Source organism: Psychrosphaera sp. HA2-10 (assembly GCF_055693745.1).
Genome location: NZ_CM146341.1, coordinates 835,367 through 860,487, shown reverse-complemented (window position 1 = coordinate 860,487; position 25,121 = coordinate 835,367). Strand labels below are relative to the sequence as shown.

Below are 25,121 nucleotides of genomic sequence, written 5' to 3'. Positions count from 1 at the left end.
TAGTTACAGGTATAGTTGGCGAAGTTTTTTCTTGTCTAGCTTGCCTGTTGCTGTGTGTGGTAACTCATCTACAAAGGTTACTTTTTCTGGTATACACCATTTCGCTGTTTTACCTTCAAAACTTGCTAATAACTCTTGCTCAGAGATATTGGCACCACTGGCTTTAATAGCGAATACAGCTGGGCGTTCAGTCCATTTTGGATCCGGAATACCTATTACAGCAGCTTCTTGAATCTTAGGATGATCCGTTGCTATATTCTCAAGTTCTATCGAGCTAATCCATTCACCACCAGACTTTATAACGTCTTTTGATCTGTCAGTAACTGTCATGTAGCTATGCTTATCAAAAGTGACGACATCGCCAGTTGAAAACCAGCCGTCATTGTCATGGGCCTCTGAGTCCTTTTGATTAAAGTAACTGCTACACACCCATGCTCCTTTTACTTTCAGATTGCCTGAAGTCTCTCCATCCCATGGTAGCTCATTGTTTTCATCGTCAACTATTTTCATTTCTACGCCGTAAACCGGTAAGCCTTGTGTGACTCGTACGCCATCGAGCTGGCCTTCATCCAAACCCGCTAACTCTGGTTTAAGCACATTAATGGTGCCTAATGGACTTAGTTCCGTCATTCCCCAAGCATGTTGCATTTCAACGCCATACTCAGCAAACCCTTTCATTAGTCCAAGTGGACAAGCTGCACCGCCAACAATAAAGCGTTTGACTGATTCGATACGTTTTCCAGACTGGTTCAAGTAGTTCAGCAATGCTAGCCATACCGTTGGCACGCCGGCCGACATGGTGACATTTTCGGTATTAATAAGGTCTGTTAACGTTTCACCGTCTGCCATTTTATTGCCTGGGAATACCAACTTGGCACCAGACATGGGGCAAGCATATGGCAAACCCCACGCATTTACGTGAAACATAGGAACAATCGGCATGATGACTTCATTATTACCAATGGACATGCTATTTGGCATAGCAATACTAAAGCTATGCAGCACCGTCGAACGGTGACTATATAACACGCCTTTTGGATTTCCGGTTGTACCCGATGTGTAACATAGTGAACTTGCTGCATTTTCATCTAGCTCAGGATAATCAAAACTAGCTGGCTCGTTGGCTATTAATGCTTCATATGACAATAATGGCAGGTCAGATTCCGGTAAATCCAATTGTTCACATAACACCACAATTGCCACCAGCTCAGACAGTTTATCTTTTACCTGCTCAAGTACAGGAAGGAGTGTTTTATCAACAAATATGACTTTATCGTTCGCATGTTGGAGTATGTATTCTAATTGATCGGCATAAAGCCTTGGGTTAATTGTATGACAAACGTAACCCGAACATGAAATAGCATAATAAAGCTCAAAGTGACGATGATCATTCCAGGCTATGGTTGCAATTCGATCGCTACGCTGCAATCCAAATTTTTTAAGAGCATTGGCGAGCTTGTCTACACGTTTAAATGCGTCTTTATAAGTATATTTGAACCTGTCGTGGTCGTGGGTAACAGAGACAATCTCAACTTCTCCGTATACCTTTTTAGCGTAAGACATGATTGAATTGATTGTAAGATCCGCATTCATCATAGCGCCAGCTAACATAATAACTCCTTAGATTTATTTTATTCCATTAACAATAACTTACGCTGATTTTTCAGCTATGTCACCCGTATAACCGAGTATTTAACCCGTAAAATAACGATGTTATCGAATCAACTAACCGCCAAATACAAAGTTAATATTCATTGAGAGTCGAAACACCTCAGCTTTATTAAACCGTAAGCTATCGCTGTGAATTTCAGTACTAAACCAGTCATTTTTGTATGCCAAATATATCGCTTTATTTTGTACGTCTAAACCGGCTTTAACTAATCCGTGATTTAGCGCTCTACCCGCCCCAATTAAAGTCACCTTGTTGAGGGAGCGTTTTTCATGTTGAATAAAATATAAAGTCTGTCCAGAGTTATACTCAAGATTAAATAAAATAGTTTTAGGTGTTTTCCAACTCAATGATTTAGTGGTCTCAACACCTGAATAAGCTGGATTAAACCGTAAAATATTATTCCCATCTCTAAACGTGGTTTCACTATTCAATGCACCGGCGCTGTACCCGACATCGTCAAATTTAACGGTATTGTATGCATCTTCTAATAGTGCCTGTAAAAGTATTTCAGGCGTCGGTCGCCACATCAAACCAACGTCCCAAGAGTATCCGTGCCCGTTATTCCAGGCATCGTTGACAGGTCGCTTTAGTAAATTTTTATGGCTATACCATTCCTCTAACTGCGCTTGGCCTGATATTCGCTTATTAGATTGAACAAGGCCCGTTAGCTCACTTACCCTCACCTCTGAAGGTTGCCATAACCCCAACACATTGGTAATCGATAAGTTGTTTGAAATAGACCATTGATAGCCAAACTTAATGCCTTTGGACTGTAACTTTTGGTACTGAAGATCTAGCTCATATTCAGTTTTACCAACAGGAAACTGCGTTTTTGAGTATTGATAAAGCGATGCAGAACTGGGGTTAGTTATTAAAAAATGATCATTACGACTTTCGACCGCGATGAACCAATGATTGTATTTTAACCTTAGGCCAACTTTGGACTGAGATAGTCCGTAATCAGCGTCGCCATTTACTTCTTGTTGCCAATTGTCATCTAAAATAGATTTGATCGGCTGGATGTTAGTCGCATTAAAACTGTCGGCGTAAAACTCAAGCTGATAGTTCTTTGAATACGGATCTTCGTTAATCCCTTCAGCAACAACCTGTAAAGGTATTAAACTAAAAAATATCGCGACCAGCGACTTTGTTATTCTCATTATTATTATTCTTTTATTAACATTTTTATTTGTTTCAATAACATAAAATAGTAAAAATTTATTTAAACATTAAAAAGCGCCATTTAGCTATGCTAAATGGCGCTTTAATTTGAAACACTATGGTTGAAGCACTTTAAATTATAATGTTTCTATTGTTCCGGCTTCATCTTTGTATTTAATAAATATTGCTGAACCACGTTGAACCACTTCTGCTGCCAATTCGGCTTGAGCACCAACACGAATTTCACCAATTACTACTTCAGTCTCATCATCGACATCTACTTCTTCACCATTCATGCGAAGAACCACTGCTTCGGAGTTCGTTGCAACAATCGAATTACTATCTAACGACTCAACCATTACCTTAAACGAACGTTGTGATTCAGACTCCGGTGTTTTGTATGCTACATCTAACGCAAACTTGCCATCGTCAAATCCAGTGCGTGCACCGGAAAGCATCAAGGCTATTTCGTAATCTTGTAACACTACGCCAACCGATAAGGATGCGGCAATATCAAGATAGTTATCTTCGCTTTCTAACCCTTGGTCGTTTTCTGGCTCAATCACATAAACATCAAAGCTATTGGTTGCGCCTGGCGAAAACACGTCACTTGTTGACATTTCTTCTAATAACTCAAATTTGCCTATTTGACCAACACCATCAACATTGCTCCACTGGAATGAACTTAAATAATTGTTATATTCACTTATCTTATTTTCTTGTAATGTAACGAGAAGTGAACTTGCAGAATTAGTTCCTGTAGCAAATTCAAACATGCTAATGCCATACTCTTGCTTAAATTCAGAGTCTACATACACGGCCGAATTTACATATCCTGAATTAACCACATCGCCCAACTCATCTCTTAATTGTCCAGTTTCATCAATATAGCTACCGTAATAAGAAGTAACTTCCCACTCTTCTAACGATATTTCACCATCTTGATTGCTATCTTCCCCATCCACATAATAAATTACAGCGGATTGGTAGACGTATCCATCACTATATTCATATCGAGACTCACGGAAAAGGTTAAACGAATCAACTGTAGCAACGTCATCGTTGGAAAAACTATGTATTTCATTGCTATACGAAAAGCCATCTTGCGAAAACATTGAACTGTATTGTAATAAGTAGTCATCTTGGTTTTCTATCGAAGCGACTTGCCATTTTGCACCACCATCAACTGATATAGAAAACTCAGTGTCAGCATCATTAATAGACAATGTCATGGCATCTTCTAAAATTGGCTGTACTAAAATTCCGCCGACCAACTGATTTTCAGCGCCAGCTTTAACAGCTCGTAAATCGGCCTCTACCGACATAACGATACCCAAATTAGTACCCCAAAGATCATAAACTTTATTATCTGTTTTTAACTCAAAGCTGGTTTGAAACCAATCAAGGGCACTAACTACAGGATCTTCTATATATAAGTTCAAATTCACATAATCATCAAACAATCCGATAAACTGACCATTTACTGAATCATAACTTTCATAGACCTCTTCTGGTAATACCGTTATATTCCCATCGCTATCAATAAATGCATCAACACTAAATTCACCTTCATATAGCTCTTGCTCGTACAAGCCCTTTGAAACGGTTTCATGCATATCTGCAATACCATCATTATCGGTATCTAACTCTCTGGCAACTTTGTAATCTACGTAAATATATGGGTTGTCAGAATCAACTTTTATTAAAACGGTTTTTCTATATTCATTTAGTATTGTACCTTGCGCTGTTTCGTGCTGTATGTGTTGCACTTCAGTAATACGGTCGCTTACATAATCCATTTGACTAAAAGAACGAGTGATATTGTCATGTCTCAAATCGTTTTCAGATAGGTTTTTATACACCGTAGTGCTAGTACCTGCATCTTCAAAATAAGCTGGGTTATAGGTATATGACAAAGTGTTGGCATCTTGCGAAACATCAAGTGATATTACATAACCATCAATTAAAGAGCCTGTTCCATTTTTAAAGCCACTTGGGATAAATGCGGCTACTTCGTCCACGTCAAATGTAAGCGCTGCACTAAAGCTTTGCCCTTCCGCAGAAGAAAATACGCCGGAAAAGGTAACCGAGTCAGGAATCGGAGTTAGCTCATCTTCTGGCGAAAACAGCGGATTGTTAGATAAATAGAATGATTGATAATCGTCATAATCAAAATATTTGGTTTTTAAGGTTGGCACTGAAACCATAACTAAATCGGCGGCCAGTTTGCCTTCAAACATAACGGGGTTAGTAACTGCATCAGTAGCTTTTTGGGATATCGCAATTTCTAAGTTAAGTCCGCCACCGGCGATCTCAGCGTCAGCTTGTCCGTTTTCAAGCTGTTCTCTTGTCACAACTTTATCTAGAGCAATGTAGACACCGCTGGTTTCTTTTATTTCAAATTTCGCATTATTGCTTTCCATTGTACCTGACAAAGCGAGCTGAATTTTATCACCTACTTCGTCTAAGCCTAGTTCCACCGCTAACTTTAAACGTTCGCCTTGATTACCGGCTGCATCAACCGAAAATATAAAGTCTTCTGGTTGTAAAACGACGGTACCCGTCACACCCGTTTGAGGCTCCAAATAATCCGCTAAATCAAACGATGTCTTGTCACCGTTATCTTCCATAGAAATAATAGCAATCGCTTCAGAAACATGAGCAAGTAACGTGAAATTATCACCTTCTAAGTTAACCATAGTCTCGGCATCATCAATGAGCGTCATAAGAGCTGCGCCCTGATTATTTATACCTTGATTACTAGAATGATTTGCATCGAATAAATTAGCAAAAACACGGACATCGCCGACCATAGCCTTTGCCTTGGCAACCGCATCACCTTCAGTTTGTTGTTCAGATTCAGCTTGTGTTCTGCCTTCTTCTCCAGCTAACAACACTTGATTCGCCGATTCGTTTTCTAGATTGTTTTCTACTTGAGCAAGGCCAGTAATTGCATCGGCACCATTCTCTATTGAAGAGTCTGCTGCAATATTTTCTGCAACTAGGCTAGCCGTTTTAGACGCCCCTTCAAATATATCAACTAGATTAAATTCAAATTCATCATCACCATCGGGAGATATTAAAAGATCACCATCATTTTCAACCAAATCAGTTGTTGCTGAAGCAAGCTTACTGGTAATTGTTCCATCGCCATTAAATAGCGACTCAGCAATACCCGCGTTTATTAAACCGTAACGAAGCTCCTGTGCGTTATCTTCATTCGCTACGTCACCAGTACTATTCACCGAGGTTGGCTCTAACTCAACAATACTGCCTTGAATACCGAAGGTGTTTGCAACTTTTGATACATTTTGTTGAACGCTTTCTGCCGTGACTTCAGTGCTGCTTTCAACTAAAGCCGTTGCAATATGTGTTAAAGGAGAAACGTTCACTTTTACCGGCGTACCAGATTGAACTGAAGAGACTGAATTCAGAACAAAATCCGGCGCACTTGTTGTTAAATTAATTTCCTGTCCAAAACTAACGCCAGCACATCCGCTAGGCGCATCACATAGCATGGTTGTCGGGGCATTTGCATCTGTCGATACCGACACTTCTACTTTGATTGGTCCGTTATAGTCCAACACTGTAAAGGTATAATTGCCTTGTGCATCTGTAACAATATTGGAATCTTTTAATTCTGCTGCGGTTAATTCTACAGCTGCATTGTCAACGTATTTAAAGACCTTTACTACGGCGTTTGTCATGACGCCTTTGACCGATTTACCCGATATCGCGGTTTCAACCGGCGGTACCACTTGCTCGTCAGGTATATTGACTTGTGTATCATCATTGCCACCACCACCACAAGCGGTGAGCGCGGATATTGAAATTGCGAGAAAGAGTTTATTAAACTTCATGCAACGTTCCTTGTTTAGTTTTTTGGAGGAGGTATCAAAACAGCTATCTTGATAGTATTGGATGATTATTAACCAGCAACCCTGTTTTAGCAAGTTCCATTTGCTTTGAGACTTAGCTCTTATAGCTTAATAATTTGTGATTTAGCTCTTATCACGTTGTGATTCTAGGTTTTCAATCTCCGACCATAAGGCTTCGGCTTCAGCAGAAAGCATCGCATAACTTTTAATGTCACCACGCCTTTGCGCATGCATTGCCTCTTCTAGTTTCATGTCGTAGAGCTTTCGCTTCTTTTTTACTGGGTCGAACCAGCCAGAGAATAATCCCATTTTAATGACCTTTTAATATTTAAATATAAATATGAATCGTTAGTTCGGATATACGCTCGCTTTGCCAGTTAAGATTGATTTAGGTTTTATATTTGCTTCGTATTGCCTTAATTATATCTCTCCACGTCACTATGCCTAAAGGTGACCAGTTATCATCGACGATAGGAATGCACGATATTTTGTTTTCATCAAATATCTCTACAACGCGTTTAACTCGGTCTGTGGGTTTTAGACAAATTGGCTGACGAGTCATTATTTGGTGAATTCGCTTGTTTAATGTCGCTATGTCTTGTTGCTTCTCTGATGCAGTTCCAATATTAGGACTTAATGCCTTTAGTACGTCTCTATCAGATACTACACCCAACAGTTTGTGATCCTCAACAACGAGTAAATGATGAAAATGCGTTTTAGCAAAGATTTCATTTGCTACTGCAATAGAGTCATCCAGCTCCACTGTGACAACCGGTGTCGTCATTATATCTTGTACTATCATCTTAGTTATCTCGCTAGTTACTTGAAGTTCAATTAGATTTTTAGTTGTTATCCTATTTTTTAGAACATCATCTTCACATAATCTTAATATCAAACTTGCAACTTCGCGACTATAGTTAACGAATCAAAAGTTGCAACAATAAGTCGCAGCAGAAAATACAGGCACGGAGAATAAAATGGATAGTAACAAATCATCAGGTCAATGCCCTTTCATGCATGGTGCAAATACAAAGGTAGGTGGCCAAGGTACAAAAAATGTCGACTGGTGGCCAAACCAACTTAATCTAAAAATCCTTCATCAAAACAGTGAAAAATCAGATCCTTTAGACCAAGAATTCGACTATGTCGCAGCATTTAACAGCTTGGATTTACAGAAAGTAAAATCAGACATCGAAGCACTTTTGACTGACTCTAAAGAATGGTGGCCAGCAGATTACGGACATTACGGACCATTTATGATTCGTATGGCTTGGCATGCTGCCGGGACCTACCGTGAAGGTGATGGCCGAGGTGGTTCCTCAACAGGTAATCAAAGATTTGCGCCACTTAACAGTTGGCCTGACAATGCAAACCTCGACAAAGCTCGTCGCTTGTTATGGCCTATTAAACAAAAATATGGCCAAAACATTTCATGGGCAGATTTATTCATCTTAACGGGTAACGTAGCGTTGGAGTCTATGGGATTAAAAACCTTTGGTTTTGGCGGTGGTCGCGAAGATATTTGGGAGCCTGAAGAAGACATCTATTGGGGAGCGGAAAAAGGTTGGTTAGACAACGAACGTTATGACGGTAACGATCTTTTAAAACGTGAACTAGAAATGCCACTAGCAGCTGTTCAAATGGGCTTGATTTATGTAAATCCTGAAGGTCCTGATAGCAATCCAGATCCAATCGCATCTGGCAAAGATATAAGAGAAACCTTTGCTCGTATGGCGATGAATGATTATGAAACCGTTGCTTTAACCGCTGGCGGTCACACTTTTGGTAAATGTCACGGTGCAGCTCCAGAAAGTAATTTAGAAGCGGAACCCGAAGGCGCATCAATTGAGCAAATGGGTTTTGGTTGGAAAAATAACTATGGCAGTGGTAAAGGTCGCGATGCAATTACCAGTGGTATTGAAGGTTCGTGGACACCAACACCAACTAAGTGGGATATGACCTATTTTGACGTTTTATTTGGTTACGAATGGGAGCTAACCAAAAGTCCAGCTGGCAAACATCAATGGACACCAAAAGGTCTAGACGACGCACACCATGCACCTGACGCTGAGAACCCTGACCAAAAAGTTGGGATCATGATGACAACAGCGGATATGGCAATGAAAATGGACCCAGAGTATCGAAAAATCTCAGAGCACTTTCATAAAAATCCTGAAGAATTTGCCGATGCTTTCGCACGCGCTTGGTTTAAACTAACACATAGGGATATGGGGCCTAAATCGCGTTATTTAGGTAATGAAGTGCCAAACGAGGATCTTATTTGGCAAGACCCTTTGCCAAAATCAGATTCAAAAGTCATTGACGATAAAGATATCGAAGCTCTGAAACACGAGTTATTAAACTCTTCGCTTAGCTCACAAGAATTAATTTACACGGCTTGGTCTTCAGCTTCTACCTATCGTGGTTCTGACAAACGCGGTGGTGCGAACGGTGCTAGAATTCGATTTGCACCTCAGAAAGATTGGCCGGTAAACAAACCCGAGCAATTAGAGAAGGTACTCTCAGTTCTTGGGTCGGTGCAACAAGCCTTTAATCAGCAACAAGCGGCTTTGGGAACGAATAAATCGGTTTCTTTGGCGGATTTGATTGTACTCGGTGGCACTGCAGCAATTGAGCAGGCCGCAAATCAAGCTGGTGTAAAAGTTGATGTACCTTTTGCTCCAGGTCGAGTAGATGCCACTGAGGAACATACCGATGGGCCATCCTTTGAAGTGTTAGAGCCGGTGGCCGATGGATTTAGAAACTATTTGAAGTCGGACTTTGCTGTGTCAGCTGAAGAAATGTTGCTTGATAAAGCGCAACTTTTAACACTAACTGCACCGCAAATGACGGTTCTAGTTGGTGGTTTGAGAGCATTAGGTATCAATGCAGACGATAATGGTCACGGTGTATTAACAAATAATGTTGGCGAACTAAGCAATGACTTTTTCAAAAACATTTTGGACATGAATATTGAATGGCAACCGAAAGATGCGCACGCTAGTAACTCAAAAGCAGAATTTGTTGGCTTAGACCGCAGCACAGGACAACCAAAATGGTCTGCTACTCGTGTTGATCTTATTTTTGGTTCAAACTCACAATTACGAGCAATATCTGAGGTATATGGAACTGACGACTCACATGCTAAGTTTGTTCGTGATTTTGTTTCTGCCTGGACTAAGGTTATGAATGCAGATCGGTTCGACTTGAACATCTAGATTTAGCATTAGCTTTATCCGGTTATAAACCAACCATTATAATGGCTCTGTTTTCGATTGCTCTGACACATAATGAGTGAAAGAAATAGAGCCTTTTTATTGCTAAAGTGACTATTTTAAACGTCCCCTGGCGCCCCTAGCCTCATTTTTCTCGATTTTAGCTAGTAAGGTTTTCTCTAAATCAATTCCTTGCCAATGTGCTAAATCCATTACTCTAAGTACAATATCCGCCAACTCTTCTGCAAACTCAGCGGTAGGTTTTTCGTTTCGACATTCATTCACTGCCTCACCCACCTCTGATGCGATTAAAGCTAGTGCTTCCAACACCGATTTATCTTTATGCCAGCCCATGCTCTCGACCCAGTCATAATTTCGTTTTGCCATATCATTAATTTTCAATAGGGACTCCAACCATTTGGTTTAGTTAGTAATTGTGCTTTGAATAACACATCATTTGATAAACCCAATATATAACCATTCACATCGTAACAATACTAAAACACATTTGCTTTAGTTCCTAACCTGCAAAATTAGTCAAATAATAGTCAATGTTATGTAGGTTGATAAGTGGATTTCCTGTATACTGCGCCGCCTTAAATGCCATACGCAATAAATTTTCAAGTAAATAGGAATACCTTTTTGATCACTACCTCCAACATCACAATGCAATTTGGCGCAGAGCCGTTGTTTGAAAACATCTCAGCTAAATTTGGCAATGGTAACCGCTACGGTTTAATTGGTGCGAATGGTTGTGGAAAATCGACGTTCATGAAAATACTGACTGGGGAATTAACACCGAGTTCTGGCAATGTGTCTATAAGTCCTGGAAATAAGGTCGGTACGTTAAGTCAAAACCAGTTTGCTTTTGAAGAATACAGTGTTATCGATACAGTGATCATGGGTGACGTTGCTTTATGGAAAGTAAAACAAGAGCGTGATGCTATTTACGCGAAGCCCGAAATGAGCGATGCCGATGGTATGCGGGTTGGCGACTTAGAAAGCCAATTTGCTGAAATGGATGGTTATAGCGCGGAAAGTCGTGCTGGAGAAATATTACTCGAAGCCGGAATCGAAGAGTCATTTCATTACGGTTTAATGGAACAAGTAGCACCAGGTTGGAAACTTCGCGTTTTACTTGCTCAAGCCTTGTTTGCTAACCCGGATATTTTATTGTTGGATGAACCGACCAACAACCTAGATATCCATACAATAAGTTGGTTAGAAACCGAGTTAAACAAACGTAAGTGCACCATGATAATCATTTCGCATGACAGACATTTTTTAAATGCCGTTTGTACTCATATGGCTGATATTGACTACGGCGAATTACGCATTTATCCGGGTAATTATGAATACTTTTTGGCGCAGTCGACTTTATTACGTGAACAATTGCTCGCAGGAAATGCTAAAAAAGCAGCAGAGATTGATGAACTTCAAGACTTTGTGAACCGGTTTGGTGCAAACGCTTCAAAGGCTAAACAGGCTAGCTCTCGCGCTAAAAAGATGGAAAAGATTAAGTTAGACGATGTTAAAGCTTCTAGTCGTATTTCGCCTAATTTGAAGTTTCAATCTGGAAAAAAATTGCACCGCCAAGCTCTAGAGCTAGAAAACTTAGGCCATGGTTTTGATGGCGAAGTATTATTCAAAAACGGTAATTTATTGCTTGATGCAGGAACTAAGCTAGCAATTATTGGTGAAAATGGTGTTGGTAAAACTACTTTTTTACGTTGTTTAATGGGAGAACTCGCTCACCTTGAAGGCGTAGTAAAGTGGTCGGAAAATGCCTCCGTTGGTTATTGCCCACAAGATAGTGGTCACTTTTTCCAGAACGATTTGTCGTTAATGGATTGGATGTCTCAATGGCGCAGGCCTTGTCATAATGACTTAATGGTTCGTGGTATGTTAGGTCGCCTTTTGTTTACCGAAGATGACGCTAATAAAAAAGCCAAGAACTGCTCTGGTGGTGAAAAGAACCGCTTACTATTTGGTATGCTTATGATGCAGGATATTAATGTTCTCATTATGGATGAACCTACCAACCATATGGATATCGAGGCGATTGATGCACTAAATAACGCATTAAAAGAATTTGAAGGCACGTTAATTTTTGTCAGTCACGACAGAGAATTTGTTTCCTCATTAGCAAATCGCATTATTGATATAAAAGATCAAAAGGTAATAAATTTTGACGGCACCTTAGATGAATATCTGGTGAGTCAAGTTGGCGAGAAAAAAGTCGCTTAACAAGGCTAAAGATCTGTAACTTTTTAACCTACCGTAAGGTTAAAATTAATCAGGATTTAGTCTAGAATATTATAGCGTTCTTATTAAAGTTAATAAGGGCGCTTTTAGATAGAGAATATTATGAGTACTGAAGAAATATACAAAAACAACCCACTTCACGGCACCAGTCTTGAGCAAGTGGTAACTGAGCTTATAGAACATTACGGTTTTGAAATTTTACATGCCTATTTAAATATCGCATGTTTTAAAACGAATCCTAGTATTGCGTCTAGCGTTAAGTTTTTAAAGAAAACGACGTGGGCAAGAGAAAAAGTCGAAGCGTTTTATATGTATAAGTTAAAAAATCTGCCAAAGCCTGATGACACGCAATATGACAAGCCGCCTCGAGATCGAATTGTTCCGCTCACCGACAAACCTCGAGCACCTCGTGAATTGAGTATTAAAGATGCGGAGCGCGTTAAATACAATAAACAAAAAGCCAACGCAGCTAGAGCCATTAGACAAAAACGTTCAACTGACTTTAACCCTTGGGGGGTTTAACGTAGTTATTAAAGAAAAGCCTTGCTATCGATAGAATAGCTGTTATTCTCCTTGTTATCGGGTTTACAGAAAACCCTGTTTATTTGTTCGTACCACGTTGTTTTATTTTTAAATCTTCGCGTTATCCTCAAGTTAAATATATGTTTTCTTCCTGTGTAATGCCTATTTGAGGCGCATTTTTAAAAATTTTTAGGATATCTATTATGTCTACTACTACTGGTACAGTTAAATGGTTTAATGAAGCAAAAGGCTTTGGTTTTATCGAACAAGAGTCTGGTCCTGACGTGTTTGCTCACTTCAGCGCAATTGCTAGCGATGGCTTCAAAACTTTGGCTGAAGGCCAACGTGTTGAAATCACTGTTTCTCAAGGCCCTAAAGGCCCACAAGCTGACAAGATCGTTTGTATCTAATCAGCCTTGTAATTAGTACGTTTTAACGTATTACAATCCCATTCATAGGTTTCTGTGAGTGGGATTTTTTATATCTGCCTAACAAGAAATCGACCTGCATCTATAGCAACCTACCTACACCCTAAGTAATCTGTCTACACCTTAAATAATCCGCCTTTACACCTTAAGTAATCTGCCTGTCCCCTATTCAAGTCAGCTAGGTGTCCTCGGTATTACCGTCCCCCGCTAATCAAAATCTAAGTATTGATTTTAAGTTGGTTTAATTACTGATAACCTATTAAAAAATTTCATTTCAAGTAGTAGGGAAAGCAGTGAATAAAACGAACAAACAGCATGGTTTTACATTAATAGAACTTATTATCGTCATTGTTATTTTGGGAATTTTGGCTGTTACCGCCGCACCAAAGTTTTTGAACCTGACAGGTGACACACATAAGGCAACATTAAATAGTATGGTTGGCACGCTGAAATCAGCATCTGATTTAGTGTATTCAAAGTCAATCATTCAAGGTGTAAACAAGTTGGAAACTGGCTCTGTTGACATTGATGGCGATGGAACTGGTGATATTAATACTGAGTATGGCTATCCAAGTGATGACCGTGCTACAGGTATTACACTGGCGATGAGCGATGATTTTGCAACTGAATGGGCTTGGTCAACGCGAAATGGCCCACAACGTGTAGTACTAACTTCTGCTAAATTATCTCAAAGTGGTGCAGGCCAAAAAATTAACAATGTACCAATTACTACTGGTGATTGTTTCATTACTTATATTGCACCAACAGCCGTTGATACTAAGCCGACAATCACAGCGACTTTAACAGGCTGTAATTAAGTTCCCACGTTGTCGTTAACAACGTAACTATATTTTCAATTTTATTAGGCTGCCTTAGTCACTGCAGCCTTTTATTTTTTTACCTTTTGCTCTGCTCTTCGTCGATTTCCTATTTGTATTAATTTTAATTTTCCTCTACTCGGGTTCTCATCCCAATCTCGAGGCATTAAAAAACCAGCCTCTTGGGCTGGTTCTTTTTGATGCTGGCGGAGAGAGAGGGATTATAAAAGACTCCTGTCTTTTACCCTTCGGGCCAGCTAAAGCTGTTCTAAATTGCTCCCGGCAATTTAGTCGAACCTCTACTCGGGTTCTCATCCCAATCTCGAGGCATTAAAAAACCAGCCTATTGGGCTGGTTCTTTTTAATGCTGGCGGAGAGAGAGGGATTATAAAAGACTCCTGTCTTTTACCCTTCGGGCCAGCTGAAGCTGTTCTAAATTGCTCCCGGCAATTTAGTCGAACCTCTACTCGGGTTCTCACCCCTATCTCGAGGCATTAAAAAACCAGCCTATTGGGCTGGTTCTTTTTAATGCTGGCGGAGAGAGAGGGATTCGAACCCTCGTTAGGTTTTACCCTAAACACACTTTCCAGGCGTGCGCCTTCAGCCACTCAGCCACCTCTCCGCAGGTTGATTGTTCGCAGACAATCTAGCTTTTTATAAAGCTGCGCTAGTCTATTCATTTTAACCAACTTAGGCAAGTGGTTAACGCGACAAAGCTATTAACTGATGATTTATCACACAGATAAATAAACTAAGGAATGAAATAGCTGTTTTTAAATAAACACAGCTATTTGTGTTCAACTATTACTTTTTGGGTTTTTCTGATATCCAAAGATTTATATAACCTTCCACAACCACAATGCCATTAGTATCGTAAGCTTTAACTTCAACAGGCATGTCACCTGGTTTCCAAGCTTCTGCGTCAACTTTTGCAACACATTTAATGTCAGTACCCGCTTTCGCTGTGTAGTTCACACTCATTCCTTTTGGAATCCAGCGTAGGTTTTTAGGGATAGACGCTTCTGCCATTACTCCCATTGCCATTTCAAGGCCATTACAAATAGCGATAACGTGCACGGTTTTAATGTGGTTATGAACGCGATGGGCCTTTTTTATCATTACCGTACATTCGTGCTCTTTTAAATCTGATACGAAAGGCTTAACAGTCCCAAAATACGGTGCCATTCTGCAAATTAGTTTTGAAAATATTTGTTTACCAAAAGGCCAGTTTAATAACTTTTTATATATGCCCATGGTTTTGTTTGGTTTTGCCATCTCTATATTCTCCATTCACTAGGATACATCACCCTAGTCAACTCATCTTACCAGTTGAAATTTTTATGCATGTTAACAAGTTATATTGTGAACTTCATCTAAAACCTAACGCTTTATCTAAACCTTCAGTCTAGTTAATCTTCTCGGTATTATTTTCAGCAGGTATAAAAAAACCGACGTAGAGTCGGTCTTTGTATAATCTGTAGTTTAACCTAGCAAAAGACTTTTACATGAGCTTTAAATAAAACTTAAGCATTACCCTTTAGTGCTACTTTGTTTTTTGCCGCAAAGTTAAGCATTTTAGTTAGCGGTTTCATTGCCTCTTCTGCAAGCTTTTCGTCAACAAAAACTTCATGACCATTTGCGTCTGTTAAAGCAGCTTCAATCGCTTTTAAGCCGTTCATTGCCATCCAAGGACAATGAGCACAGCTTTTACATGTTGCGCCGTTACCAGCGGTTGGGGCTTCAATAAAGGTCTTATCAGGGTTTAACTGCTGCATCTTGTAAAAGATACCTCGGTCAGTAGCCACAATGAAGGTATCGTTTGCCATTTCATTAGCGGCATTAATTAACTGTGAGGTTGAACCAACGGCATCTGCTAACTCGACTACTGACGCAGGCGATTCTGGGTGAACCAATACCGCGGCTTCTGGATACACGTTCTTTAAATCTTTTAATGCTTTGGCGCTGAACTCATCATGAACGATACACTCGCCATTCCATAACAACATATCAACGCCCGTTTGTTTCGATATGTAGCCACCTAGGTGACGGTCAGGTCCCCATATAATTGGTTTTCCTTCGCTCTCTACATGCTCAATAACTTCTAGTGCAATACTTGAGGTAACAATCCAATCGGCACGAGCTTTAACAGCCGCTGATGTATTCGCATAAACGACAACCGTATGATCAGGGTGTTGATCACAAAACTCGCTAAACTTATCGGCAGGACAACCTAGATCTAACGAACAAGTCGCTTCTAGTGTTGGCATTAATACTGTTTTTTCAGGTGTTAAAATTTTAGCTGTCTCGCCCATAAACTTAACACCAGCAACGATCAAGGTGCTTGCTGGGTGTTGATTACCGAATCGAGCCATTTCTAAAGAGTCTGCAACACAACCACCAGTTTCTTCAGCTAATGCCTGAATCTCTGGATCTGTGTAGTAATGAGCAACTAGTACTGCATTTTTTTCTTTTAATAACGATTTAATACGTTCACGGTATTCCGCCTTTTCTACTTCACTTAAAGAAGCTGGCTTTGGCGGAAACGGATAGTCAGTTGTTGCCGACGGGATAACGCTTGCTAATGCTGATTCTGTAGGGTTCATAGGCCTAAAATAACTGCTAAAAATAATGGTCGACATTATACTTGCTGTAACGTAAATGTCACGAGAATAAGGCTTTGATAACAATTCTGAAATATTAATTTTTAGTAAGGTGTTGGGATAACGAATATATAAAACTTGAGGATATTTGATATACCTTTGGTGGGTATATCCTAGAAGTGGTGGGTCATGATGGATTCGAACCATCGACCAATTGATTAAAAGTCAACTGCTCTACCAACTGAGCTAATGACCCACTCTAGGGATGTACTTCTTATTACCTTTCTGTCTGATGGTGGGTCATGATGGATTCGAACCATCGACCAATTGATTAAAAGTCAACTGCTCTACCAACTGAGCTAATGACCCATCAAACAGGACAAAAAAAGTGGTGGGTCATGATGGATTCGAACCATCGACCAATTGATTAAAAGTCAACTGCTCTACCAACTGAGCTAATGACCCACAATTTTTGTACAGCATCAGAGTGACGAGTCATTCCGTTGCTGCGGGCGCATATAATACTTATTTAATTATTCAGTGCAAGTATATTTTGAAAATAATTTAATTTTAAGCGCTTTCGTCTAATAATTGGACAAAAGCGTTAAAAAACATACTTTTCTAGCCCTGACTTAACAGTCTAGACCTTGCTAAATTTGCAGAGTTAGATTCTGGGTACTCATCCACTACCTGTTGGAATAATTTTTTTGCACCGGCTGAATCGCCTAATTTCTGCAAAACTGTTCCTTGTTTTAATAAAGCATCACTGCGTTTATTAGAATCCGGGTAAAGACGAATTACCTTATCAAAATGCGATTGTGCTTCTGGATACATTGCTTTATTAAATAATAGCTGACCTAACCAATAATGCGCATTTGGAATGTAGATAGATTTCGGAAACTGATCGATAAATGTTTGAAACGCAGGAATCGCATCGTCGTAACGACGTTCTTTCAAGATCAAATTTACCGCTTGATCATACGCTTCGTTTTCGCTTAACGAGCCGCCGTATTGTTCATCTTTAGTATTTTCAACAACAGGCTCTACAACTTCTGGAGCGACTTGCTGAACGTTACTTAAACGACGTTCGATTTCTAGATAAAGCTCACGCTGTCGATCAACAATTTGTTCTAGCTTATAAGTGTGCGTTTCAGTTACGCCACGTAACTCACTAACTTCATCTTGAAGATCATTAATTTGCTGTTGCAAATTGACTTGAGCTGCACCACGCGCCTGTATAAGGCGTTTAAGTTGAGTAACTTGCTCGGTTAACTGACTATTATTGCTCAGGTCAGTAACGGGTGCATCTGCAATAGATGCACCGCTAGCAAGAAGAACGGCCAAAAGAGATAATCTCATAGACTGTCGCTTCTATTTTTATTAGTAAACTAAAACTGCACGACGGTTTTTAGCAAAACCTTCTTGAGTACGAGTTAAATCAAGAGGTTTTTCTTCACCGTAAGATACAGTAGAGATTTGGCTTTGCATAACACCTAAATTTTGTAGGTATGTTGCAACTGCTTTTGCACGACGCTCACCAAGAGCAATGTTGTACTCAGGCGTGCCACGCTCATCACAGTGACCTTCAACCATAACCGTTTGGTTAGGGTTTTTGATTAGGTAGTCAGCGTGTGCTTGTAGTAATTCTAAGTATTTAGCGTCAACTTTTGAATCGTCAAAGTCAAAGTAAACTGTTTGCTCTTGACGTAATGCTTCAAATTTAGCTTGTTGCATTTCTTCAACAGTTTGAACTTTTTCTACAGTTGCAACTTCAACTGCAGCTGCATTTTGGCCCATACCTTCAGATTGAACTGTTTCAGAAGCTGAATTAGTCGCCGCTTTGCTTTCATCGTTAACAACTGAGCTTGAACCACAAGCTGTTAAAACAAGAGCTGGGATAGCGATCAAAAGACCTTTAGTAATTTTGCTAAATTGCATTCTTTGTTTCCTTTTTATTCACAAATCGTTGTTAGAACTAACGTTTTATTCCAAACGTTTATTATTTTAAAAATGGTGACCATGCAGGGCTTTTTACTTGTCCGCTTGATGCCGGTAATCTAGCCTTAAAACGACCATCAATAGAAACCAAGGCTAGCACTTGACCACTGCCATGCATAGTACTGTAAATTATCATCGACCCGTTTGGTGCAATACTTGGACTTTCATCTAAACGAGTTTTAGTCAGTATTTGAAAATTCCCTGACTCCAATTCCTTTTTGGCAATATGATAATTACCTTGCGTTCGATTAACCATAACAAGATGATTGTTATCAGGTGTTATTGATCCACCTAAGTTCATCTCACCGTCAAATGTTAACCGTTTTATACGCTTAGTGTCCAAATTTACGCTATAAAGTTGAGCATTACCACCCCGTTCTGAGCTGAATACAATATATTTACCGTCTGGTGACCAACTCGGCTCCGTATCAATAGCTCTATGTCTGGTTAATCGCGTTAATGTTTTGTTATTTAACTCTAAAACGTATAACTCAGGGTTACCATCTTTTGACAACGTTAAAGCTAGTTTATTGCCATCTGGAGACCATTGAGGAGCGCCATTTATTCCTTCGTAAGATGTAATCAGTTGGCGTGTACCTGTGTAGATATCTTGAACGTAAATTTGAGAACGATTGTTTTCAAATGTTACGTAAGCCAGCTTGCTAGCGTCTGGTGACCATGAAGGCGACATAAGTGGTTCTTTTGAACGAAGCAGAACTTGTTCGTTAGCACCGTCGTAATCAGCAACAATAAGCTTATAAACATATTCGTCGCCGTGATTTACCGTAACGTAGGCAATTTTTGTTAAAAAAGCACCTCGTTCGCCAGTGAGTTTTTCGTAAGCTAAGTCGCTGATGCGATGTGCATAACGACGAAACTGTTTAGAGCCTATGGTAACTTGACGGTTATCTAAAATATGATCTTTGGTTTCAACTAGCTTGCCATTAACAAGTGCCTGTACCGTTCCGCCAGTAATTTGGCCACGTAAAACATCAATTAGTTCGAAACTGACAAGAAATCTATCGGGTGAATGATCTTGAATAGTACCAACTAGAACAGCTTCTACATCCAATGACGCCCATGAGCCGTAATCGACTTCTTCGTCTTTTGTTGGCATTTGTGGCATTTCATCTAACGCAATAGGTTTAAATTTACCACTACGCATTAAATCGGCCGCTATAATCTCAGAGATCCTTAACGGGAGCTCAGCTGTACCCTCATATTTAAAGGGAACAATGGCAATCGGTCGCGCACTGTCAATACCTTCGGTAATTACAATTTCTAATGAAGCTTTAGCGGCTTGGCTAATCAATAAACTGACAAACATCAGCGCTATAGTAAATTTTTGAATCATTAACGTTCAGGCTCCACGGTTAGATTAATATCTTTTAATTGCTGGTATACGTCTTCTTCTTTTGACACTGGCAAAGTTTCAGCCTTTAGTACTGCTCTTTCGGCGGCTTTACAGGTGTTGTTTTGGCCTTCTAGAATCGTTACTTTCGTAACTAACCCACTAAATGCCAACCTTATGTTCAAACGACAAGACGTACCTTTCATGCTCGGGTCAGTAAGAAAGTTCTGTTGAATTTTCGATGATATCAACGCTTTATATTTTTGAACTTCTGACATCACTACCTTTTGGCGAGCTTGTTGACGCACACTTTGTTCTCGAGCTAATTGCTCTTGCATCATTTTCTCTTGCAATGCTTTTTCACGAGCTTCTTGTTCACGTTTCAGCTTTTCGGCTTTTGCTTTCTCTTCTGCTTCTTTTGCTTTGCGTGCTTTTTCAGCGGCTTCTGCAGCTTCTTTTTCACGTTGCTTTCTTTCAGCCTCGGCTTTAGCAGCGGCTCTTTGTTCGGCTTCTTTTTGTTGTTTAGCTTTTGCTGCTGCATCTTTGGCTTTTTTAGCTTCCGCTTCACGCTTTATACGCTCTTGCTTGGCTTGTTCTGCTTTTTTCTGCTCAGCATCTGCTTTTTTCTTTTCCGCAATCGCTTTTTTCTTTTCTAATTCTGCTTTTCGTTTCGCTTCTTTGGCTTCTTTCTCGCTTTGTTTTTGCTCACGATTTAATTTGGTTAAGTCCTGTTTAGCTTTGTTTGCACGTTCTTCTAGCTCTCGAACGCGCTTCTCTTCTGCTGCTTTTTTATCGGCTTGTTGTTGCTTAACTTTGTTTACTTGCTGTTCTAGCGCAGCAGCGTCAATTACCACAGCATCAATTGCCGAAATCTCCGGTGCTTTTTCTGGTTTAACTGCAGGAGGTGAAAAATTAAAACTTAACACTAATACGATGGCAAAAATTATATGCAACCCAATTGACATAGCGATAAATGGTGAATAGGTTTTGTTGATCATTTTTGAGCAGGCTCCGTCATTAAACCAACGGAAGGAGCCCCGGCTCTTTGTAACAATACCATCAATTCGATAACATTGTTGTAAGGGATAGTTCTATCCGCTTTCACAACAACAGGCGTTAACGGATCGATTTTTAATTGCGCAGCGACAATAACAGCAACATCGGTAGCCGACATTGGCTCGTCACTTTCACTATCACCTGTAGAAACAAAGTACTGACCTTGCGCATCTATTGAAGCAATAATGGGTGACTTACTATCATCTTCTAGTGGCTCTGCGTTGGCTTGAGGTAAATCTACCTTTACACCCTGAGTCACCAGTGGGGCGGTAACCATAAAAATAATAAGTAGCACCAACATAACATCTATGTATGGGACCACGTTTATTTCTGCGACAGGCTTTCTACGACGACGAATTGGCGTATTCATAATAGTCTAAGCCGTTGCATTTACGTTAGCAGTTACTTGACGATGAAGAATATTTGAGAATTCCTCTGTAAAGTTTACGTAGCTTACTTCTAGCTTTTCGACTCTGTGAGCAAAACTGTTATAGGCTAAAACCGATGGTATAGCGGCAAAAAGACCCATTGCCGTTGCAATAAGCGCTTCTGCAATACCAGGCGCTACCATGTTTAATGTTGCCTGTTGTACTTCACCTAATGCTAAAAAGGCATTCATAATACCCCAAACCGTTCCAAACAAACCGATGTAAGGACTGATTGAGCCAACAGATGCTAAAAAGCTTAAATGGCGCTCTAAATCTTCAACTTCTCTAGATAAACGAACACGCATAGCTCTGTGTGTGCCTTCTAAATAAACTTGAGCTGTGCCAATGCTATTTTTCTTAAGTCGTGCGAACTCTTTAAATCCGTCTTTAAATAAAGACTCTAATCCATTTACCGATTGTCTTGCTGTAATTTCACTATACAAGCGACTTAAGTCGACGCCAGACCAAAAACGATCTTCGAATGTTTTAGTTTGTTTTTCTGCTTCAACTAAAACTTTCCTTCTCTGAAAGATAATTGTCCAGGAGCTAATCGACAATCCTAGCAGTGTTATCATTACTAACTTAACTATAAAGCTAGCTTCCCAAAACAATCCCCAAAAACTAATTTCAGCTTGCACTTTTTAACACCTCTAAAATTTCCGGTGGAATTGCCACTGGCTTTCCTTTTACCGGATTAATACAGGCAACAATGACATTGGCGTGAAACACAATGTTTTGCTGCTCATTTAATATGATTTGGCTAAATTCAATTGACGCCCGCTTTATTTTTAAAATCTTTGTTTGCACCATTAGCGATTGATGCAAAGTTGCGGGCAATTTAAAGTCAATCGCCATATTGCTAACTACGAAACCTATATTCTGCTTAAGATAGCCGTCTTGTTCAATACCTAATGACAGTAAAAGCTCAGTTCTTGCCCTTTCACAGAACTTTAAGTAGTTTGCATGGTAAACAATACCACCTGCGTCAGTATCTTCGTAGTACACTTTTACTTTAAATTCTTGCACAAATTCTCACTTCTATAACTTTTAAGAAATATTTTTATGTTGCTAATTCTTATAATATGCAAATTTAATGAATATTAATCTAACATTCGACGATTCATTAATAAAATTCAAGTTGTTCAAAATACCACCAACTAACGCAAACTCTTGTTTTATATAACACAGAACTCATTCATAAAATATAATTACGTAACTTTTGTAATTTAACTAGCTATTCAGCATTAGTAAAACTAATTAAAAAAAGCAAAATTTCTTGTTTGAAGTATTTACTCTAACTTCTATAATGCGCGCATCTTCTGAACACAACCTGTTCAGAGCGAAGAATTAGTTTTCTTCTCCTATTCATGTTCCCTGGAATTTATTCCTTATTTCGCCCATTCATTTTGAATGGGCATTTTTTTTGCCTAAAATTTATGGTTTCACATTGTAACGTGAGTTTGGCAAAAAAAAACGAGCAGATGCTCGTTCAATTATTCACTGGGTAAATCAAACCCTAAATGTGTATAAGCTCTAGGAGAGGCTATTCGTCCTCTTGGTGTTCTCTGTAAAAAACCTTGTTGAATCAAATAAGGTTCAATAACATCTTCAATTGTGTCTCGTTCCTCTCCAATGGCGGCTGCGATATTATCTAAGCCTACAGGCCCCCCATCAAATTTTTCTATCATGGTTGCTAGCAATTTTTTATCCATATAATCAAATCCTTCGCTATCGACATTGATCATATCTAGTGCTTGTTTAGCAACATCATCATTAACCTTGCCATCGCTTTTAACGTCAGCAAAATCGCGTACTCTGCGAAGCAGCCGATTAGCTATTCGAGGCGTGCCTCGGGAGCGACGAGCAACTTCAATTGCTGCGTTTGGTGTCATTTCCATGTTAAGGCACTCAGCACTACGTTCTATAATTCGAGCTAAGTCAGCGACTTTATAGAACTCTAAGCGTTGCACTATACCAAAGCGGTCTCGAAGCGGTGACGTCAAAGCACCGGCACGCGTTGTAGCACCAATAAGAGTAAATGGAGGCAAATCAAGCTTAATAGAACGCGCAGCTGGCCCTTCACCTATCATTATATCTAACTGATAGTCTTCCATTGCAGGATACAAAATCTCTTCAACAACAGAGCTCAAACGATGAATTTCATCAATAAATAAAACATCATTTTCTTCTAAGTTTGTTAGTAATGCCGCTAAATCGCCTGCCTTTTCTAACACTGGGCCTGACGTTGTTTTAATACTAACATCCATCTCATTAGCAACAATATTTGCTAGCGTTGTTTTACCAAGCCCTGGAGGTCCAAAAATCAACAAATGGTCCAGTGCTTCATTTCTATTTTTCGCCGCTTGGATGAAGATTTCCATCTGATCTTTTACGGTTGGTTGCCCTTGGTAGTCTTCCAGCATTTTTGGTCGAATGGCGCGGTCGATAACCTCATCTTCACCAAAAGATACTGCACCTACTAGGCGATCTGCTTCTATCATTTTATTGATTCCATGTTACACCTATCACTATGCTTTACTACAGCATACTCTTAAGAGCGTTTCGGATAACAACTTCACTATCATCGCCTTCTGTATAAACAGATTTCACGGCTTTTTGAGCTTGTTGAGGGGAATAACCTAAGGATACCAGAGCTGAAATTGCATCGTCCATCCCATTTGCTTGGATCAATGGTCGGATCGTTTCACCACCAATAGCTCGCTCGCTAGTTGGGGCCATGTTTAGCTCTTTAATTCGATCTCGCATCTCAATTAATAGTCTTTCCGCGGTTTTTTTACCAACCCCAGGTAACTTAACAAGCGTCGTTACATCATCATGTTCTACGCATTGCACAAACTGCTCTGCTGTTAGTCCTGAAAGGATGGTTAATGCTAACTTAGGTCCAACCCCGTTTGCTTTAATCAATAAGCGGAACAAAGCTCGCTCTTGCTTGGAACTAAAACCATACAGTAGTTGTGCGTCTTCACGTACCACAAAGTGAGTATAAACCGTTGCTGTTTGGCCAATGTCTGGCAGTTCGTAAAAGCTAGTAAGAGGTAGCTGCACTTCATAGCCAACACCATTAATGTCAATTAATAAGTCAGGTGCTTGTTTATCTGCAACCGTGCCTAAAAGTCTTCCAATCATATAATTTGCTTATTTGAACTATCAATAACTGTAAATATACACAGCATTTTTAACGACGTAAACGACCACGTACAGTTTTTTTAGCAACGCCAGCCATATTGATTAAACTTTGGTTGGTATTACCATGACAAATAGCAACAGCTAGGCCATCGGCCGCATCAGCTTGTGGTTTTCCAGATAGCTTTAATATTTGCTGGACCATATGTTGAACTTGCGCTTTGTCGGCAGCGCCTGTGCCTACAACCGCTTGTTTAATTTGACGAGCCGAGTATTCAAAAACAGGTAAGTTACCCTGAGTAGCAGCTACAATAGCGGCGCCGCGGGCTTGGCCTAGTTTTAATGCTGAGTCAGGATTGTGCGCTAAAAACACTTGCTCTATAGCAAAGGTTTCTGGCTGATATTGTTGGATTATTTCGCTGAGACCATTAAAAATGGTATTTAATTTTATTGATAAGTCAGCATCAGGAGTTCGAATACATCCACTACCTAAATAGGTGAATTTCGCCCCCTGTTGCCGAATAATGCCGTAGCCCGTAATTCGTGAACCTGGATCGATACCGAGAATAACGGGCATGACGTATA

The 25,121-nt window shown here is 39.8% G+C and carries 23 protein-coding genes and 4 tRNA genes; 5 read left to right on the top strand and 22 right to left on the bottom strand.

Features of this window, described 5'->3' with window-relative positions; genetic code table 11:
- Nucleotides 1-3: 3 nt before the first annotated feature.
- The 5 genes from ACZ1GV_RS04015 to ACZ1GV_RS03995 all read right to left on the bottom strand — a co-directional run bounded on the left by ACZ1GV_RS04015 (nt 4) and on the right by ACZ1GV_RS03995 (nt 7,513).
- Complete coding sequence (locus ACZ1GV_RS04015) at nt 4-1,611, bottom strand: long-chain fatty acid--CoA ligase (protein WP_472675337.1); 1,608 nt, start codon at nt 1,609-1,611, stop codon at nt 4-6.
- A 114-nt stretch (nt 1,612-1,725) separates the two neighbouring features.
- Entirely contained in the window at nt 1,726-2,832 is a 1,107-nt protein-coding gene (locus ACZ1GV_RS04010; RefSeq protein WP_472675336.1) for a hypothetical protein, read from the bottom strand.
- Nucleotides 2,833-2,970: 138 nt separating this feature from the next.
- Nucleotides 2,971-6,693 (bottom strand): hypothetical protein, encoded by a 3,723-nt coding sequence (locus ACZ1GV_RS04005; protein WP_472675335.1) that lies wholly within the window; start codon nt 6,691-6,693, stop codon nt 2,971-2,973.
- Between the two features lie 141 nt (nt 6,694-6,834).
- Nucleotides 6,835-7,020 carry a DUF6435 family protein gene (locus ACZ1GV_RS04000; protein ID WP_472675334.1) on the bottom strand — a complete coding sequence of 62 codons (186 nt, stop codon included), beginning with the start codon at nt 7,018-7,020 and terminating at the stop codon, nt 6,835-6,837.
- A gap of 79 nt (nt 7,021-7,099) precedes the next feature.
- Entirely contained in the window at nt 7,100-7,513 is a 414-nt protein-coding gene (locus ACZ1GV_RS03995) for a CBS domain-containing protein (RefSeq protein WP_472675333.1), read from the bottom strand.
- 175 nt (nt 7,514-7,688) lie between these two features.
- Here ACZ1GV_RS03995 and katG point away from each other — a divergent pair, with 175 nt between their 5' ends.
- Nucleotides 7,689-9,929 (top strand): catalase/peroxidase HPI, encoded by a 2,241-nt coding sequence (gene katG / locus ACZ1GV_RS03990; protein WP_472675332.1) that lies wholly within the window; start codon nt 7,689-7,691, stop codon nt 9,927-9,929.
- A gap of 111 nt (nt 9,930-10,040) precedes the next feature.
- Here the strand turns inward: katG and ACZ1GV_RS03985 are convergent, their stop codons facing one another.
- Nucleotides 10,041-10,328, bottom strand: a complete 288-nt coding sequence (locus tag ACZ1GV_RS03985; RefSeq protein ID WP_210559887.1) for a MazG nucleotide pyrophosphohydrolase domain-containing protein — start codon at nt 10,326-10,328, stop codon at nt 10,041-10,043.
- Nucleotides 10,329-10,568: 240 nt separating this feature from the next.
- Here ACZ1GV_RS03985 and ACZ1GV_RS03980 point away from each other — a divergent pair, with 240 nt between their 5' ends.
- From ACZ1GV_RS03980 to ACZ1GV_RS03965, 4 genes are all read left to right on the top strand, one after another.
- The gene (locus tag ACZ1GV_RS03980; RefSeq protein WP_472675331.1) at nt 10,569-12,173 is read left to right on the top strand and encodes an ABC-F family ATPase; all 1,605 of its coding nucleotides are present in this window, start codon (nt 10,569-10,571) and stop codon (nt 12,171-12,173) included.
- A 120-nt stretch (nt 12,174-12,293) separates the two neighbouring features.
- Nucleotides 12,294-12,713: a VF530 family protein gene (locus ACZ1GV_RS03975; protein ID WP_472675330.1), complete on the top strand. Its 420-nt coding sequence runs from the start codon at nt 12,294-12,296 to the stop codon at nt 12,711-12,713.
- A gap of 203 nt (nt 12,714-12,916) precedes the next feature.
- Nucleotides 12,917-13,123: a cold-shock protein gene (locus tag ACZ1GV_RS03970; protein WP_210559890.1), complete on the top strand. Its 207-nt coding sequence runs from the start codon at nt 12,917-12,919 to the stop codon at nt 13,121-13,123.
- Between the two features lie 311 nt (nt 13,124-13,434).
- The gene (locus ACZ1GV_RS03965) at nt 13,435-13,959 is read left to right on the top strand and encodes a prepilin-type N-terminal cleavage/methylation domain-containing protein (RefSeq protein WP_472675329.1); all 525 of its coding nucleotides are present in this window, start codon (nt 13,435-13,437) and stop codon (nt 13,957-13,959) included.
- 532 nt (nt 13,960-14,491) lie between these two features.
- Here the strand turns inward: ACZ1GV_RS03965 and ACZ1GV_RS03960 are convergent.
- From ACZ1GV_RS03960 to ruvC, 16 genes are all read right to left on the bottom strand, one after another.
- Nucleotides 14,492-14,581, bottom strand: a tRNA-Ser gene (locus ACZ1GV_RS03960).
- A 182-nt stretch (nt 14,582-14,763) separates the two neighbouring features.
- Nucleotides 14,764-15,234: a hotdog fold domain-containing protein gene (locus ACZ1GV_RS03955; protein ID WP_472675328.1), complete on the bottom strand. Its 471-nt coding sequence runs from the start codon at nt 15,232-15,234 to the stop codon at nt 14,764-14,766.
- Nucleotides 15,235-15,482: 248 nt separating this feature from the next.
- A complete protein-coding gene (gene nadA / locus ACZ1GV_RS03950; protein WP_472675863.1) occupies nt 15,483-16,562 on the bottom strand; it encodes a quinolinate synthase NadA in 1,080 nt (359 codons plus the stop codon).
- 177 nt (nt 16,563-16,739) lie between these two features.
- A tRNA-Lys gene (locus tag ACZ1GV_RS03945) sits at nt 16,740-16,815 on the bottom strand.
- Between the two features lie 37 nt (nt 16,816-16,852).
- Nucleotides 16,853-16,928, bottom strand: a tRNA-Lys gene (locus ACZ1GV_RS03940).
- Nucleotides 16,929-16,948: 20 nt separating this feature from the next.
- A tRNA-Lys gene (locus tag ACZ1GV_RS03935) sits at nt 16,949-17,024 on the bottom strand.
- 156 nt (nt 17,025-17,180) lie between these two features.
- The gene (ybgF, locus tag ACZ1GV_RS03930; protein WP_472675327.1) at nt 17,181-17,918 is read right to left on the bottom strand and encodes a tol-pal system protein YbgF; all 738 of its coding nucleotides are present in this window, start codon (nt 17,916-17,918) and stop codon (nt 17,181-17,183) included.
- A gap of 21 nt (nt 17,919-17,939) precedes the next feature.
- The gene (gene pal, locus ACZ1GV_RS03925; RefSeq protein ID WP_472675326.1) at nt 17,940-18,497 is read right to left on the bottom strand and encodes a peptidoglycan-associated lipoprotein Pal; all 558 of its coding nucleotides are present in this window, start codon (nt 18,495-18,497) and stop codon (nt 17,940-17,942) included.
- A gap of 61 nt (nt 18,498-18,558) precedes the next feature.
- Complete coding sequence (tolB, locus tag ACZ1GV_RS03920; RefSeq protein WP_472675325.1) at nt 18,559-19,911, bottom strand: Tol-Pal system beta propeller repeat protein TolB; 1,353 nt, start codon at nt 19,909-19,911, stop codon at nt 18,559-18,561.
- Entirely contained in the window at nt 19,911-20,906 is a 996-nt protein-coding gene (tolA, locus tag ACZ1GV_RS03915) for a cell envelope integrity protein TolA (RefSeq protein ID WP_472675324.1), read from the bottom strand. Before tolA ends, tolB begins: the two co-directional genes overlap by 1 nt.
- A complete protein-coding gene (gene tolR / locus ACZ1GV_RS03910) occupies nt 20,903-21,334 on the bottom strand; it encodes a protein TolR (RefSeq protein ID WP_472675323.1) in 432 nt (143 codons plus the stop codon). Before tolR ends, tolA begins: the two co-directional genes overlap by 4 nt.
- A gap of 6 nt (nt 21,335-21,340) precedes the next feature.
- Nucleotides 21,341-22,030, bottom strand: a complete 690-nt coding sequence (tolQ, locus tag ACZ1GV_RS03905) for a protein TolQ (RefSeq protein WP_472675322.1) — start codon at nt 22,028-22,030, stop codon at nt 21,341-21,343.
- On the bottom strand, nt 22,020-22,418 hold the full coding sequence (gene ybgC, locus ACZ1GV_RS03900; protein WP_472675321.1) for a tol-pal system-associated acyl-CoA thioesterase: 399 nt from the start codon (nt 22,416-22,418) through the stop codon (nt 22,020-22,022). Before ybgC ends, tolQ begins: the two co-directional genes overlap by 11 nt.
- A gap of 467 nt (nt 22,419-22,885) precedes the next feature.
- Nucleotides 22,886-23,893, bottom strand: coding sequence for a Holliday junction branch migration DNA helicase RuvB (ruvB, locus tag ACZ1GV_RS03895; protein ID WP_210559901.1), 1,008 nt, complete (start codon nt 23,891-23,893; stop codon nt 22,886-22,888).
- A gap of 37 nt (nt 23,894-23,930) precedes the next feature.
- Nucleotides 23,931-24,539, bottom strand: a complete 609-nt coding sequence (gene ruvA / locus ACZ1GV_RS03890; protein WP_472675320.1) for a Holliday junction branch migration protein RuvA — start codon at nt 24,537-24,539, stop codon at nt 23,931-23,933.
- Between the two features lie 49 nt (nt 24,540-24,588).
- Nucleotides 24,589-25,113: a crossover junction endodeoxyribonuclease RuvC gene (gene ruvC, locus ACZ1GV_RS03885; RefSeq protein ID WP_210559903.1), complete on the bottom strand. Its 525-nt coding sequence runs from the start codon at nt 25,111-25,113 to the stop codon at nt 24,589-24,591.
- Between the last annotated feature and the right edge of the window lie 8 nt (nt 25,114-25,121).

Coding starts and splice junctions, on each gene's coding strand:
- ACZ1GV_RS04015 (WP_472675337.1), bottom strand. CDS start 1,611: ATGTTAGCTGGCGCTATGATGAATGCGGATCTTACAATCAATTCAATC.
- ACZ1GV_RS04010 (WP_472675336.1), bottom strand. CDS start 2,832: ATGAGAATAACAAAGTCGCTGGTCGCGATATTTTTTAGTTTAATACCT.
- ACZ1GV_RS04005 (WP_472675335.1), bottom strand. CDS start 6,693: ATGAAGTTTAATAAACTCTTTCTCGCAATTTCAATATCCGCGCTCACC.
- ACZ1GV_RS04000 (WP_472675334.1), bottom strand. CDS start 7,020: ATGGGATTATTCTCTGGCTGGTTCGACCCAGTAAAAAAGAAGCGAAAG.
- ACZ1GV_RS03995 (WP_472675333.1), bottom strand. CDS start 7,513: ATGATAGTACAAGATATAATGACGACACCGGTTGTCACAGTGGAGCTG.
- katG (WP_472675332.1), top strand. CDS start 7,689: ATGGATAGTAACAAATCATCAGGTCAATGCCCTTTCATGCATGGTGCA.
- ACZ1GV_RS03975 (WP_472675330.1), top strand. CDS start 12,294: ATGAGTACTGAAGAAATATACAAAAACAACCCACTTCACGGCACCAGT.
- ACZ1GV_RS03970 (WP_210559890.1), top strand. CDS start 12,917: ATGTCTACTACTACTGGTACAGTTAAATGGTTTAATGAAGCAAAAGGC.
- ACZ1GV_RS03955 (WP_472675328.1), bottom strand. CDS start 15,234: ATGGCAAAACCAAACAAAACCATGGGCATATATAAAAAGTTATTAAAC.
- nadA (WP_472675863.1), bottom strand. CDS start 16,562: ATGAACCCTACAGAATCAGCATTAGCAAGCGTTATCCCGTCGGCAACA.
- ybgF (WP_472675327.1), bottom strand. CDS start 17,918: ATGAGATTATCTCTTTTGGCCGTTCTTCTTGCTAGCGGTGCATCTATT.
- pal (WP_472675326.1), bottom strand. CDS start 18,497: ATGCAATTTAGCAAAATTACTAAAGGTCTTTTGATCGCTATCCCAGCT.
- tolB (WP_472675325.1), bottom strand. CDS start 19,911: ATGATTCAAAAATTTACTATAGCGCTGATGTTTGTCAGTTTATTGATT.
- tolA (WP_472675324.1), bottom strand. CDS start 20,906: ATGATCAACAAAACCTATTCACCATTTATCGCTATGTCAATTGGGTTG.
- tolR (WP_472675323.1), bottom strand. CDS start 21,334: ATGAATACGCCAATTCGTCGTCGTAGAAAGCCTGTCGCAGAAATAAAC.
- ruvB (WP_210559901.1), bottom strand. CDS start 23,893: ATGATAGAAGCAGATCGCCTAGTAGGTGCAGTATCTTTTGGTGAAGAT.
- ruvA (WP_472675320.1), bottom strand. CDS start 24,539: ATGATTGGAAGACTTTTAGGCACGGTTGCAGATAAACAAGCACCTGAC.
- ruvC (WP_210559903.1), bottom strand. CDS start 25,113: ATGCCCGTTATTCTCGGTATCGATCCAGGTTCACGAATTACGGGCTAC.